Annotated in this window: 12 protein-coding genes; 7 read left to right on the top strand and 5 right to left on the bottom strand. The window is 60.9% G+C overall.

Annotated elements, in window-relative coordinates:
* Positions 1 to 64 precede the first annotated feature (64 nt).
* The gene (locus ACERZ8_RS18140) at positions 65 to 823 is read left to right on the top strand and encodes an SDR family NAD(P)-dependent oxidoreductase (protein ID WP_407593558.1); all 759 of its coding nucleotides are present in this window, start codon (positions 65 to 67) and stop codon (positions 821 to 823) included.
* Here the strand turns inward: ACERZ8_RS18140 and ACERZ8_RS18135 are convergent.
* On the bottom strand, positions 820 to 1659 hold the full coding sequence (locus tag ACERZ8_RS18135) for a sugar phosphate isomerase/epimerase family protein (protein WP_407593557.1): 840 nt from the start codon (positions 1657 to 1659) through the stop codon (positions 820 to 822). The genes ACERZ8_RS18140 and ACERZ8_RS18135 overlap by 4 nt on opposite strands.
* A 110-nt stretch (positions 1660 to 1769) precedes the next feature.
* Here ACERZ8_RS18135 and ACERZ8_RS18130 point away from each other — a divergent pair, with 110 nt between their 5' ends.
* Genes ACERZ8_RS18130 through ACERZ8_RS18120 form a run of 3 tightly spaced genes read left to right on the top strand, consistent with a single transcriptional unit; the run spans position 1770 to position 3645 of the window.
* Entirely contained in the window at positions 1770 to 2201 is a 432-nt protein-coding gene (locus ACERZ8_RS18130; RefSeq protein ID WP_407593556.1) for an oxidoreductase, read from the top strand.
* Complete coding sequence (locus ACERZ8_RS18125; RefSeq protein ID WP_407593555.1) at positions 2170 to 2868, top strand: oxidoreductase; 699 nt, start codon at positions 2170 to 2172, stop codon at positions 2866 to 2868. Before ACERZ8_RS18130 ends, ACERZ8_RS18125 begins: the two co-directional genes overlap by 32 nt.
* Positions 2869 to 2871: 3 nt before the next feature.
* Positions 2872 to 3645, top strand: a complete 774-nt coding sequence (locus tag ACERZ8_RS18120) for an SDR family NAD(P)-dependent oxidoreductase (RefSeq protein WP_407593553.1) — start codon at positions 2872 to 2874, stop codon at positions 3643 to 3645.
* A 16-nt stretch (positions 3646 to 3661) separates the two neighbouring features.
* Here the strand turns inward: ACERZ8_RS18120 and ACERZ8_RS18115 are convergent, their stop codons facing one another.
* A complete protein-coding gene (locus ACERZ8_RS18115; RefSeq protein WP_407593552.1) occupies positions 3662 to 4612 on the bottom strand; it encodes a dihydrodipicolinate synthase family protein in 951 nt (316 codons plus the stop codon).
* Positions 4613 to 4641: 29 nt separating this feature from the next.
* Here ACERZ8_RS18115 and ACERZ8_RS18110 point away from each other — a divergent pair, with 29 nt between their 5' ends.
* Positions 4642 to 5778 carry an NAD(P)/FAD-dependent oxidoreductase gene (locus ACERZ8_RS18110; RefSeq protein WP_407593551.1) on the top strand — a complete coding sequence of 379 codons (1137 nt, stop codon included), beginning with the start codon at positions 4642 to 4644 and terminating at the stop codon, positions 5776 to 5778.
* Between the two features lie 18 nt (positions 5779 to 5796).
* Here the strand turns inward: ACERZ8_RS18110 and gcvPB are convergent, their stop codons facing one another.
* From gcvPB to ACERZ8_RS18095, 3 genes are all read right to left on the bottom strand, one after another.
* The gene (gcvPB, locus tag ACERZ8_RS18105; protein ID WP_407593550.1) at positions 5797 to 7356 is read right to left on the bottom strand and encodes an aminomethyl-transferring glycine dehydrogenase subunit GcvPB; all 1560 of its coding nucleotides are present in this window, start codon (positions 7354 to 7356) and stop codon (positions 5797 to 5799) included.
* Positions 7353 to 8759: an aminomethyl-transferring glycine dehydrogenase subunit GcvPA gene (gcvPA, locus tag ACERZ8_RS18100; RefSeq protein WP_407593548.1), complete on the bottom strand. Its 1407-nt coding sequence runs from the start codon at positions 8757 to 8759 to the stop codon at positions 7353 to 7355. Before gcvPA ends, gcvPB begins: the two co-directional genes overlap by 4 nt.
* Before the next feature lie 76 nt (positions 8760 to 8835).
* On the bottom strand, positions 8836 to 9945 hold the full coding sequence (locus ACERZ8_RS18095) for an ATP-NAD kinase family protein (protein WP_407593547.1): 1110 nt from the start codon (positions 9943 to 9945) through the stop codon (positions 8836 to 8838).
* 86 nt (positions 9946 to 10031) lie between these two features.
* Here ACERZ8_RS18095 and ACERZ8_RS18090 point away from each other — a divergent pair, with 86 nt between their 5' ends.
* Together ACERZ8_RS18090 and ACERZ8_RS18085 are read left to right on the top strand one after the other, a co-directional pair.
* A complete protein-coding gene (locus tag ACERZ8_RS18090; protein ID WP_407593546.1) occupies positions 10032 to 11501 on the top strand; it encodes an aldo/keto reductase in 1470 nt (489 codons plus the stop codon).
* A 150-nt stretch (positions 11502 to 11651) separates the two neighbouring features.
* Complete coding sequence (locus tag ACERZ8_RS18085; protein WP_407593545.1) at positions 11652 to 12461, top strand: transporter substrate-binding domain-containing protein; 810 nt, start codon at positions 11652 to 11654, stop codon at positions 12459 to 12461.
* Positions 12462 to 12463 lie beyond the last annotated feature (2 nt).

Raw genomic sequence — 12463 nt, 5'->3', positions numbered from 1 at the left:
CGCATGGCGAACAAAAGTACGAATATACGCCAGACATAGCGCCCCGCAAGAAGGAACACAGACCATGGCTTTGCCGCAAGACCTCGCCAACAGAAACGCGGTTGTGACCGGAGGGGCGTCAGGACTGGGGCGTGCCATCGCGCTGCGACTGGCTGCTGCAGGGGCCACCGTCACGGTCGTCGATCTGGAAACGGCCCGGGACACAGCAACAGAAGGCATGGGTTTTGCCGCTTGTGACGTTGGCGCGCTGGATGCCAAAGATCACTTGAAAGACATCGCTGAAAGCCTTGATTCTGTTGATGTCCTTGTTGCCAATGCCGGAGTCGTTCCGCCATGGCGCGGGCTGAGTGACGTGGACGGTGCCGAGTGGCAGCGTGTCATGGCGATCAACACATGGGGCGTTGCGGCAAGCATCGGTGCATTCGCGCCCGTCATGACGCACTCAAGCTGCGCATCGATTGTGGTCATGGCCTCGATCAACGGCTTTCGCGCACATCCGAAGCAGGTTCTTTACACCGCCTCCAAACATGCGGCCATTGGCATCACCCGCGCCGCCGCCCTTGATCTTGGGCCAAGCGGCATCCGCGTCAACGCCCTCGCACCCGGGCCCATCGCAACAGAGGCGCTGCTGGGGCGGATCTCTGACCGTCACGCGGCTGGTGGAGCGAACCCGGACGACGTCATTCAGGCGATGACGGCAGAAACCGCGCTGGGGCGCATGGCCACGCCACAGGATGTGGCCAACGCGGCACATTTCCTTGCATCTGACGCGTCAGGCGGAATGACCGGCACGGTGCTTCCGGTCGAAGCGGGCCTTGCCTAAGGCAATGGGTTCCAGCCCGCATCCGCCAGAATCTTGTGGCTGGCCTTGATGTCACTGTCCGGATCGGCGCCGGGTTGCAGTGCGTCCGTGATGATCTCAAGAACTGTCGCACCCGGATAGCCGATGTCGGCAAGTGCTTCGAAGACGGGGGCAGGTTCGACAATGCCGGTGCCTAGCCGGGTATGCACAAATTCCTCGTATCCGCTGTCCGAGATGTGCACGTTCTTGAGCTTGTCCCCCAGCATCCGGATCGCGGCGGCGGGGTCTTCTTTTATGAAGGCACCGTTGCATATATCGTAATTGATGCCGATCTCGGGGCCGATCAGATTTGCGGTGTCCACCATATCCTGAGCCGTGGGCAGGTAGGTGAATGGCACATTTTCCAGCAACAATTCGACCCCGGTGCCCTTGGCATGTTCGACCAGTGATTTCATACCTTCGACAAACCAATCCAGCATCCACTGGTGCGGCGGATTGATCAGGCTGTTGACGGGGCCCGGGATGGCGACCACGTAAGGGCAGGACAATTCGGCTGCAAAATCAATCGCTTCACGGTAGCGATCCAGCGTGTATTCGCGCATCAGCTTGTCGACGCCATTGGGATTGTTATCCAAAAGCGGATAACAGAAAGAGGTGATGCGAAGGCCCTCGCCATCCAGCCACGCCTTGTATTCCTTGCGTTGCGCAGCCGACATTTCACGCGGCCAGCAGTGCGGCGGAAAGACCATCAGCTCGAACATATCATAGCCAAGGCTTTGCAGATGTTTCATGGCCCCCAGACCATCATGAGAGTAAAGAAACGGAAACGTGCTGGCTGCGACTTCGAGCTTGGTCATCTGGATGGGATCCCTTTCCACTTGTCAGGCTGCGTCGATATGTTCAATCTACGCACAAATGTTTCTATACCGCACGAATTCGTGGGGCAATCCGAAATGAAGGAGGCCAGATGGCCAGTACGCTCTTTTCGCCCATCACGCTGCGCGGCCTGACGATTCCCAACAGGATCACCGTTGCCCCCATGTGCCAGTATTCCGCCATCGACGGCGTGCCGCAGGATTGGCACATGGTGCATCTTGGGCAATTTGCGTTGTCCGGTTCGGGTTTGATCTTTACCGAGGCGACCGGGGTCGAGCCCGAAGGGCGGATCACCCTGGGCTGCACCGGTCTATATGACGACGCCACCGAGGCTGCGTTCGCGCGCATCGTGTCGTTTATGAAATCTGTGGGCGACATGGCCGTCGGCATTCAGCTTGGCCATGCCGGTCGCAAGGGCAGCACAATTGAGCCATGGCTTGGCGGTGGCATGATCGAGGGCAAGGGGCGTGGCACCCCCGGCACCATCAGCGGTGCCCTACCTTCCCGGATGGCCCGCGCCTGATCCGATGGATGCGGCGGACCTTGAGCGTATCAAGCAGGCCTTTGTTCAGGCAACGCACCGTGCGGACCGTGCCGGGTTCGACATCATCCAGTTGCATATCGCGCACGGATACCTGCTGCATCAGTTCCTGTCCCCGATCACCAACACCCGAAACGACGCATATGGCGGCAGCCCTGAGGGGCGCATGCGCTACCCGCTAGAAGTGTTCAAAGCCGTCCGCGATGCCTTTCCTGCTGAAAAGCCGGTGATGGTGCGCCTGTCGGCTACCGACTGGATCGAAGGGGCATGGAACATCGATCAATCGATTGATTTCTGCCGTAACCTCAAAGACTTGGGCTGCGACATGGTGGATGTCACGTCCGGCGGATTGGATCAGGCGCAACAGATCACGGTCGGGCCGGGTTATCAGGTCGATTTTTCGGCCCGGATCCGCGCAGAAGCCGGGATGGCGACAATGGCTGTAGGGCAGATCACCGACCCTGTTCAGGCCGAAACGATCCTGAGTACCGGACAGGCGGACATGGTCGCACTCGCCCGTGGCATGTTATGGGATCCCCGGTGGACCTGGAATGCCGCGGTCGCTCTGGACGAGGAAATTACACTGCCCGCACCTTATGCGCGGTGCAATCCGAAACTGCGCACGACACCGTTTGTGACGAGGAAATAGGCCATGGAATCACTTACGGGAAAAACTGTCATAGTCACCGGTGCGTCAAAGGGCATTGGTGCTGCGACGGCTGCCGCGATGATCGATGCGGGTGCGACTGTCATCGCCCACTATGGCGGTGATCGTGCGGGAGTTGAGGCGGCGACTGCCGCGGCCAAACCGGAGCAGGTGACGCTGTTGCAGGCCGATTTTGCAGACATGGACGCAGTGGACGCGTTTTGGGCAGATGCGGTCGAGGCCGCCGACGGTCAGATTGACGTGCTCGTCAACAATGCGGGCATCATGCGGCAGGCCGGCGGGATCGAAGACCCGATCGAGGCGTGGGACGAGGCGTGGACGCGCTCCATGGCTGTCAATGTCCACGCACCTGCGCGATTGCTGCGCCACGCGGTGCGCGGCTGGTTGCAGGCAGAGACAGGCGGCTCCGTGATCGCCATCGGCAGTTGGGTGACAACGCGTGGCACGTCCAATCCCGGTGCGATCTCTTATGCCGCATCCAAGGCGGCCATCGCGGCGGCGACAAAAACAGTGGCCCGGAACTATGCGGCCAAAGGCATTCTGGCCTATGTCATCGCGCCGGGTGTGGTGCGCACCCAGATGTCCGTCGACAGTGCCGCCAAAACCGGCGGAGAGGCGGCGGTGACGGCCACCCTGCCGATGGGGGAATGGGTGCCGCCATCGGATATTGCAGAGATGGCGGTTTTTCTGGCCGAAGGCCGGGCGCGGCATCTGACGGGCGCCACGATTGATTTGAACGGTGCGGCCTATATCCGATGAGCTGGAACAGATGAGCCTATTCGGCCGCGACGGCGCGAGCCTCTATCTCATCGACGATGCTGTCGAGCTCTTGCATCAGCGGCACCATCCTCGCGACACGCTCGCGCCCTTCGTCCCCGAGGCTTTCAAATGTGGTGATCGGCGCGCGCACATCCCCGACAGGATGCCCCGCCGCCGCCGCCAGCGCCTTCGAATAGCATTGATGCCCATAAAGCGGATGGCCGTCCGTTATGATGGAGTCGAACTTGGCGATCACAGACTGGACCGCCCAAACGTCGTCCCAGCGTTCCTGTTCGGCCCATTCCACAAACTTGACCGAGGCGCGCGGGATGTAGTTGCCGTAAGGATTCACGTATCCCTTGGCACCCATCTTGTAACTCTGCAGAATACTTTGTCCGGCCCAGGGGATCATGTGACCTTCGCTCTCTACCAGAATATCATGTATCCGTTCAATGCGTTGCGAGGCTTCCTTGATGTAGCGAATTTGCTCAAAGCTTTTGGCGAGACGGCCAACCAGCTTGGCCGACATATCCACGTTCGACGTGAAGGGGTTGTTGTAGAGCATGATCTGCAAGTCCTGCGCGTCGCAGATAGCGCGGTAATATTCAAAAATCTCGTCATCGGTCGGTGTGTAGTAATAGGGCGGAATGATCATCAGCCCGTCGGCCCCGAGGTCTTCGGCTTCCTTGGAATAGCGCACTGCGTTGGGAGTGTAGGCATTCATGGTTCCGACCCAGACAACCATCCGTCCGTTGACGTAGTTGACAGTGTGTTTGACGAAGGCAGTGCGTTCCGCGTCGCTGATGGTCAGGAATTCGCCGGTGGTCCCAAGGATGATCACACCCGGGACACCACAGCTGACCTGCCAGTCAAGGAACCCTTCCCAGGCCTCGTAATCGATTTCTGCGCCGCCCGGCGTGAACGGCGTGACAGTGACGGTGTGGCTGCCGGAATAGGTGGGTCTCATCCTGTGGTCCTTTCCAAGAGAGGTGCTGCATGACCCGCGTGGATGTCGTGGTGATTGGCGGGGGTATCGTCGGCCTCATGACCGCATGGCATCTGGCCCGCGAAGGCGCGCGTGTGGTCTTGCTGGAGGCAGGTGATCTGGGCGCGCAGGCGTCGGGCGCGAATGCCGGGTCCCTCCACCTGCAGATCCAGTATCCCGAATTTGCGAAATACGGTGAAGACTGGGCGCGCGCCTATGCGCCCACATTGCGGTTTCTGGAGGCATCGATTGCGATGTGGCAGGGCCTTGGGGCCGAGGTGGGTGAGGACCTTGACGTCAGGCTGGGCGGTGGCATCGTCGTTGCCCGCGACCCGGACCAGATGCGCCTGATCGAAGCGAAGGCACGGATCGAAGCCAGCGTCGGGATCGAGACGCAGATTCTGGATCGCGACGCCCTGCGAGCGATTGCGCCCTATCTCTCCGACAAGGCGATCGGCGGCGGCTTTTGCGCCGGGGAGGGCAAAGCCAACCCGCTGCGCGCCACGCCCGCCATTGCCCGTGCGGCTGAGGCCGCGGGCGCGACCCTGCACGCTGATGCGCCGGTGATGGGGCTTGAGGGACGGGCAGGGGCGTTTGTTGTGACCACCCCAAACGGTAGCTTTCAGGCTGACACGGTCGTCAACGCGGCAGGGGCTAAGGCCGCAAAGATTGCCGCGATGCTTGGGATGCAGATCGACCTTGGTGGCTTTCCCCTGCAGGTTACGGTGACCGAGCCGATTGCCCCGCTGATCCCGCACCTTGTCTATTCGGCGGCTGGAAAGCTGTCTTTGAAACAGGCCGCGAACGGGGGCTGCATCATTGGCGGTGGCTGGTCTGCGGATGTGCGCAGCCACGGGGGGCTGGCGACCAACCCGGTCAATTTTTCGGGCAATATGGCAATGGCCGCAGGTGTGGTGCCGCGTCTGGCGCAGGCGCGCACGATCCGAAGCTGGACGGCGTGGGTGAACGGCACGCCCGACTGGCGCCCCATCATTGGGCAAGCGCCGGGCATTCCCGGTTTCTACCTCGCACTTTTCCCATGGGTCGGCTTCACCGCCGGGCCGATGACCGCCCGTGTGATTGCCGATCAGGTTTTGGGCCATGCCCCCGCCATTGATCTGGGCGGCATTTCCGTATTGGCGGACTGACACCAACCCGCCCATCGCTCAGGCCACGCCTTTTGCCTTGGTCTCACCCAAAATCTTACGTTGGTAGGCACGCCACGTCATCGCCCATTTGGCCGGGTCCTCAAAAGCGTCCCCCTTGACCTGCGCGATGGCCTGGTTGTGGGGTGCGGTCTTGACCATTTCGGGGTCCGTGCGCGCCTCGTCCGCGATTTGCGCGATGACCCCGATCCACGTGTCGATATCCTCCTTGGACCACAACTCGCCCGCCTCCGGCGTGAACGGTTCGGCGACGATCCAGGGCTCGTGGCTCATCCAGTATGGGTCGATGCCGTAGTCGGCCATGCGGTTGGCAAAATCGACTGTGGTCACGCCCGTCTCTTCGGTCAGGGGCCCCAGCGACCAGCGCGTCATTTCCATGCGGTGCACGTCAATGGACGGGTTGGATATCTTTAGGCCTGGAATCTCGCCCAGTTTCTTGTCCATGTAATTGTTCGCAACAACCGAGATGTCGGAGGCGAGTTCGATGCCGTCAGCGCCCATCGCACGCGACCACGCATAGGCTTTCACAACCTGCGGCACGTTCCCCCAGAATTCGCGCACCTTGCCTGCGGATTTCGGGCGATCCTCGTCTAGGACATAGCGATCCCCATCTTTCACCACGACCGGACAGGGCAGGTAGGGGGCCAGTTCGTCAGTGCAGCCATAAGCGCCCACCGCCGGACCACCACCCGCCTTGGGCGCGCCGAAAGTTTTGTGCAGCATGAACATGCAGGCATCAAAGCCCAGCTCGCGCGCCGACAGCTTGCCCATCACGCCGTTGAAGTTGGCATGATCATAAAAGCACAGCGCGCCTGCTTCCTTGGCCACCTTCACCCATTCTTTGATCTCGGGGTTGTAGATGCCCATGTCATCGGGATTGTTGATCATGATGAGGGCCGTCTTGTCGCTGACGGCGGCCTTCAGTGCGTCAAGCGAGGGGTAGCCGTTTTCTTCCAGCGGAAGGTTCACGACCTTGAAGCCTGCCGCTGCTGCCGTGGCCGGATTGCACGGATGCGCCTGCACAGACGTCACCATTTCGGTGCGCTGGCCCAGCATGCCGCGATCCTGCCAATAGGCGCGCGCGACCGCCGTCATGGTATAGGCCGCATCCGCCCCGCCGCCCGCCTGGAAGATGAACTGATCCATGCCGGACAGGCTGCGCAGGATGCCATCAAAGTCGTGAATGATTTCAAGCACACCCTGCAAGGTATCGGGGTGCTGATAGGGGTGCACCTCGGCCAGTTCGGGGTGCAGCGTCGCGTATTCGGCGGTCTTCGAGTTGTACTTCATCGTGCAGGTGCCAAAGAGGCTGATGCCCATCATCCCCAGCGTCATCTGGCTGAGGTGGAGGTAGTGCCTCTGGACTTCGAACTCGGTGATTTCGGGCAGATCGGGGCGATCCGTGCGGGCCATGCCGCCGGGGATTAGATCGGTGCCGACTGTCTGGGTTACTTCGTCTTCGGGCGTGGGGAATAACTGCCCGCGCGCGCCGGAGCGCCCCATCTCCATCACCACGGGTTCGTTCCATTTGGCCGCGCGGAATTCGGGAATGCGGGTCATGACAAAACCTCCTTGAGCGTATCGGCGAGCGCTCGGATGTCGGCGGCTGTATGCACTTCGGTCACACAATACAGCGCGGACTGGCCAAGTGCGTTGTCCTCGCCCGATACGTCCTTGCCGCCAAAGATGTTGCGGGCCCGCAGCAGATCGTTGATCTCGGCCACCGTCTTTCCGGTGTCATCAAAGTTCACGACGAACTCCTTGAAGGTCGTGTCGGGCCAGACGACCTTGACGCCCGGCACATCGCCCAGCAGTTTGGCTGCGTACCGTGCGCGACTGACGATCAGCGTGCCAAGTTCCCGAAACCCCTCGGGGCCAAGAAGGCTCATGTAAACTGCGCCCGCGATGGCCCAAAGGTAGGTGGAATTGCCCGTCCAGTCTTTGCCGTCTTCACGCGATCCATAGGAGTTCTGGTGCGGGCAGGCCAGGCCAAAGCCGACCTGACCCGGTTCCAGCGTTTCCACGATGGACACAAGAAATCCGTTGTATTCCAGAACGTATTTTTCCTCGTCCCGCGACGCGATAAAGCCGCCGACGCCGCCACCGCACTGCATGTGCACGCCCAATGGCTGTACTGGCCCTGTGACGATGTCCGCGCCGTAATCACCCGGTCCCGTCATAATACCCAGCGATACTGGGTCGACCCCGACGATGGTTTCCGCCCCTGCGGCCCGCGTCAGCCGGGCGATCTCTGCGGCCTCGGCCTCAATCGTGCCAAGATAGGCGGGGTTTTCGAAATAGACGGCGGCCACGTCATCGCCCAGCTTGGAGTGCAGATCGTTAAGGTCGATGCGCCCGGTGGTCGGGTCGACTGCGACAAGGACGACTTCGATATGGCTCTCCATCGCGCTGGGCTGGCAGTAGGTCCGCAGGACCGACAGACGCTCAGGATCGGACAGTTGCGACACGATGACTTTTGAGCGGCCCGTGATGCGCTGTGCCATGCGAACCGCATGCCCGATTGCGCAACCCCAGGAATAGACCGGCAGTTGCACCACATCGAGGTTGAGCAAGGCGCCAAGCTGCGAGGAAAATTCGAACCATGCCTGATTGCGCCCATGATCGGACTGGTAGCTGCCCCAGACATTCGTTGCGAATTCGGTGCGGCCAACGATTTCATCAACGATGGCAGGCACGTGATGCTGCCAGACACCGGCCCCCAGAAAGCTCAGATTGGCTTCGCAATCCCCGTTCTTTTTCAGCTTGGACACGAGGTACCGCTTTAGTTCGATCTCTGATGACAGCGTGGGCGGCAGGTCCAGAGGGGTGGTGCGGAAATGATCCTGCGGGATCTGCTCGAACACGTCTGCGACGGACTTGGCCCCGATCTCGTCCAGCATCGCCTTGATCGCGCCGGGGGCCGAGTTTGCCATCCACGGATGTGCGCGGGTCGTGTCGGTCATCTTGGGTCTCCTCAGTGTCTGAGTGATCGCTGTGATTTCATCAGTGCACAAATGTTCGCATATCGCACAATGCTAATCAACCAGAAGCGATGCGCATCATCATCTCGCGATTGGCCCCGGTTGCGACGCGTACGAATCCTGACAGTTTAGCGTCCAGAACGGGGTCGCCTGTGTCGACCAGCAAACGTGGATGCGCCAAGGCCGCCAGCTTGCTTTCGGTGGCCAGAATGATGAGGCCATCGCGGCCCGCCTTTGCGATCAGGGCGGGGCCGATCTGCTGATTGCCTCTGCCCAGCAAGAAGCCCTGCTGCCCGGTAACGCCCAGAACAACGCGCACATCGCGACCTGAGGCCAGGTCCTGCAAGGTTGCGTCGTCCGCGTCCCACGCCACGAGTTGTCGGTTCAACATTGCATCCACGCCCAAAGGCGTCGCACTGTGACCCGCCGCAGTCATAACAGCCCCCGCGCTGGTGCCGGGGCCGATGATGTAGAGCGTGTCCTCAGCCATGCCTGCCACGACCTCGCGCGCCGCGCTCGACAGTGCGGAGGCTGCGTCTTGCCGCGGTCCGCCCTTGGCGGCTTGCATGAGGGTGCGTGACGTCGGGACGCGCGCGTATCCGTAAAGACGCGGCGCGAGAATGCCGCGGCGCAGAGCCTCTTCGTCGATGTCCATGATCTCGGCGTCGTCCATCCAGTCGGTGCGTTCTGGCGATGTGATCAAATCGGCCATCATTGCACCGGCCGACTGCGTTGCGACTGCAAAGACGCCCGAATGCATCTTTACGCCACAGGGGATTCCAAGAAGGGCGGCACCACCGGCCACACTGGCCACATCGCGCGCGGTGCCATCGCCGCCTGCAAAGACGATCACGTCAAGGGCACCCATGGCGCGTACCGCCTCCTTGGTGTCGCGCGCCGTGCCGGACTGGGGTACACCTGCCAGAATCTTGGCGTTGAGATCCAGATCACGCGCCCAATCTGCACCCAACTCTCCCGGGGCAAGCATGATGGTGGCGCCCGGAACGCGGTCTGCCAATCTGCTCAGGGCAAGCCGCGCGCGCGGACCCGCTTTGGCCTCGGCACCGCGCCGCAACGCTTCGGCAACCGTGTCTGGCCCGTCAGTGCCCTTGAGGCCGACGGCACCGCCAAGCCCGGCAAATGGATTGACCACCAGTCCGATACGCATCGCTGCATTTGGCCAGTTAGCAGTTGTGTTTGCAACGGCAATTGCGAACAATTGTTCAAATCTAAAAAAACGGAGCAGGACTGCGCATGGAACACCCCGACCGCACTACCATTGGCCGCGACGTGCCGATCCGTCGGCTGATCACCGGTTTGTGGCAAATGGCGGATCAGGAGCGGGATGGAAAACCGTTTGATCTGGACAAGGCGGCTGAGGCGCTGCTGGCTTACGCCCGCTCGGGCTTTGATACGTTCGATATGGCCGATCACTATGGCAGCGCAGAGATTGTGGCGGGCATGGTGCGCAAGGCGATGACAGAGGCGGGCGAGGCGCCGCCGACACTTCTGACCAAGTGGTGCCCTGCGCCCGGTCCAATGTCGGCAGATGTCGTGCGTCAGGGTGTGGAAACTGCGCTGGACCGCCTGCAGGTCGATTGCGTCGACGTGATGCAATTTCACTGGTGGCAATACCAGTCGCCCGAATACCTTGATGCATTTGAACACCTGATGCGCCTGCGTGAAGAGGGGATGATCCGCGAGATCGGGTTGACCAACTTTGACGCCGCGCATCTGCGTATGCTCATCCAGCACGGGATCGAGATCGCGTCGAACCAGATCTGCTTTTCCCTGCTCGACCGCCGCGCCGCACGCGATTTATCCGAGGTGGCCAGCGCCAACAATGTGGCGATCCTTGCCTTTGGGACGCTGTGCGGCGGCTTCTTGTCCAAACGCTGGGTGGGGGCGGATGAACCGACGGACATCCCGGACTGGAGCCGCATGAAATACAAGCGCTTCATCGGCGCAAATGGCGGATGGAAACCGTTTCAGGACCTGATGGGCGTCCTGAACGGCGTCGCGGACAAGCACGGCGTATCGGTGTCGAATGTCGCCTCGGCATGGGTTCTGGATCACGACGCGGTGCGGGCGACGATCATTGGCGCACGGCTGGGTGAAGCCGAGCATCGGCAGGACAATCTGAACGCCCTTTCGCTGCACTTCGATGACGAGGATCGCGATGCGATCAAGGCGGCGACAGATCAACTCGACAACATCCCCGGTGATTGCGGCGACGAATATCGCAAGGCCCCTTTCCTGACGGCTTCGGGCGATCTGAGCGATCATCTGGACGCGTTGCCGCCGGTCTTTGACGTTGTCGCAGCACCCGCGCGGCCCGAAAGAATCCGTGCGCTGAGCGGGTCGATCTGGGAAGAAAAGGCAGGATTTGCACGCGCCCATCGCACTGGAAACTGCATCCGGGTCAGCGGAACGACAGCCACCGACCCCCATGGTAAACCGGTTTGCGCGGACGATGTGGAAGGGCAGGCCGTTTACATCATGGACAAGATCCTGGCGGCAATCGGATCGCTGGGAGGTGTGGCCGAAGACGTGGTTCGAACCCGCATCTATCTGCGCAACGCTGACGACTGGGAAGCGGTGTCGCGTGTGCATGCGCGCTATTTCGGGGATGTGCTGCCGGCCAATACGTTGGTCGGCGGCATCCAGTTGATCGGGCCCTATGCCGTCGAAATCGAGGCAGAAGCCGAAGTTTCACCCGCCTGACTGCGTCAAAATTCATGAGGTATTGACTCAAAGGCAAATGTCTCCGACGCTGAATGCGCACAAAAGTTCGTTTTGCGCACAATTTGGACGAAGACCTTGGTTCTTTGGCCAAAGCCCTGGTGCGGGCCAACCAACACGGGAGTACGAAACATGATGAAAAGAAAGTTCCTCGCGGGCATTGCTGCATTCGCAATGGCGGCAGCCACCTTTACCGCTGTAGACGCAAAAAGCCTTGATGAAATCCTGTCAGACGGAAAACTGCGCATCGGGATAAACCCGAATTTCCCCAACATGAGCACGCGAAACGATGCAGGTGAGTGGGTCGGCTTTGACATCGACGTGGGCAATGCGCTTGCGGCGGCCATCGGCGTCGAGGTCGAATGGGTGCCGACGGAAACACCGCAGCGCGTGCCGTTTCTGGTCTCTGATCGCATCGACATCTCGCTGGGTGCCCTGACGCGCAACACCGAGCGTGCCAAGCTGATCGACTACACAGTGCCGCTTCACACCGAAGTGCTGGCCGTGTTGACCACCGACAGTGTCGAGGGCAGCAGCTGGCAGGATTTCAACAAGGAAGGCGTCACACTGGCCAACATGCGCGGCAACTGGACCGTCGACTGGATCGGTGAGAACATGCCCAATGTCGAGGTCGAGCTTGTCGACACGCTTGCCGACACGGTGCGCCTTGTGGGGCAGGGACGGGCGGACGCCATTGTCGAAAACATCGACTTTTTCATGGCCTTCACCGAGAACTATCCTGATGTGCAATGGCGTGTGGTCGAAAACCCGATCTTCGTCGCCTATTGCGCCATCGGCGTGAGCCAGGGCAACGAAAACCTGACCGAAGTGCTGAACATCGCGCTTTATAACCTGCACTCTTCGGGCATGATCAACGAGACCTGGGAAAAGCATTACGGCGCGCCGATGTTGCGCACCGTCGATCCCGATCCCTATTTTTGATT

The sequence above is a fragment of the Tateyamaria armeniaca genome (genome assembly GCF_045797845.1).
GTDB classification, from domain to species: domain Bacteria; phylum Pseudomonadota; class Alphaproteobacteria; order Rhodobacterales; family Rhodobacteraceae; genus Tateyamaria; species Tateyamaria armeniaca.
The sequence above is the reverse complement of the archived record's forward strand: the minus strand, read 5'-3'. Positions and strand labels throughout refer to the sequence as shown.

Coding starts and splice junctions, on each gene's coding strand:
- ACERZ8_RS18140 (WP_407593558.1), top strand. CDS start 65: ATGGCTTTGCCGCAAGACCTCGCCAACAGAAACGCGGTTGTGACCGGA.
- ACERZ8_RS18135 (WP_407593557.1), bottom strand. CDS start 1,659: ATGACCAAGCTCGAAGTCGCAGCCAGCACGTTTCCGTTTCTTTACTCT.
- ACERZ8_RS18130 (WP_407593556.1), top strand. CDS start 1,770: ATGGCCAGTACGCTCTTTTCGCCCATCACGCTGCGCGGCCTGACGATT.
- ACERZ8_RS18120 (WP_407593553.1), top strand. CDS start 2,872: ATGGAATCACTTACGGGAAAAACTGTCATAGTCACCGGTGCGTCAAAG.
- ACERZ8_RS18115 (WP_407593552.1), bottom strand. CDS start 4,612: ATGAGACCCACCTATTCCGGCAGCCACACCGTCACTGTCACGCCGTTC.
- ACERZ8_RS18110 (WP_407593551.1), top strand. CDS start 4,642: ATGACCCGCGTGGATGTCGTGGTGATTGGCGGGGGTATCGTCGGCCTC.
- gcvPB (WP_407593550.1), bottom strand. CDS start 7,356: ATGACCCGCATTCCCGAATTCCGCGCGGCCAAATGGAACGAACCCGTG.
- gcvPA (WP_407593548.1), bottom strand. CDS start 8,759: ATGACCGACACGACCCGCGCACATCCGTGGATGGCAAACTCGGCCCCC.
- ACERZ8_RS18095 (WP_407593547.1), bottom strand. CDS start 9,945: ATGCGTATCGGACTGGTGGTCAATCCATTTGCCGGGCTTGGCGGTGCC.
- ACERZ8_RS18090 (WP_407593546.1), top strand. CDS start 10,032: ATGGAACACCCCGACCGCACTACCATTGGCCGCGACGTGCCGATCCGT.
- ACERZ8_RS18085 (WP_407593545.1), top strand. CDS start 11,652: ATGATGAAAAGAAAGTTCCTCGCGGGCATTGCTGCATTCGCAATGGCG.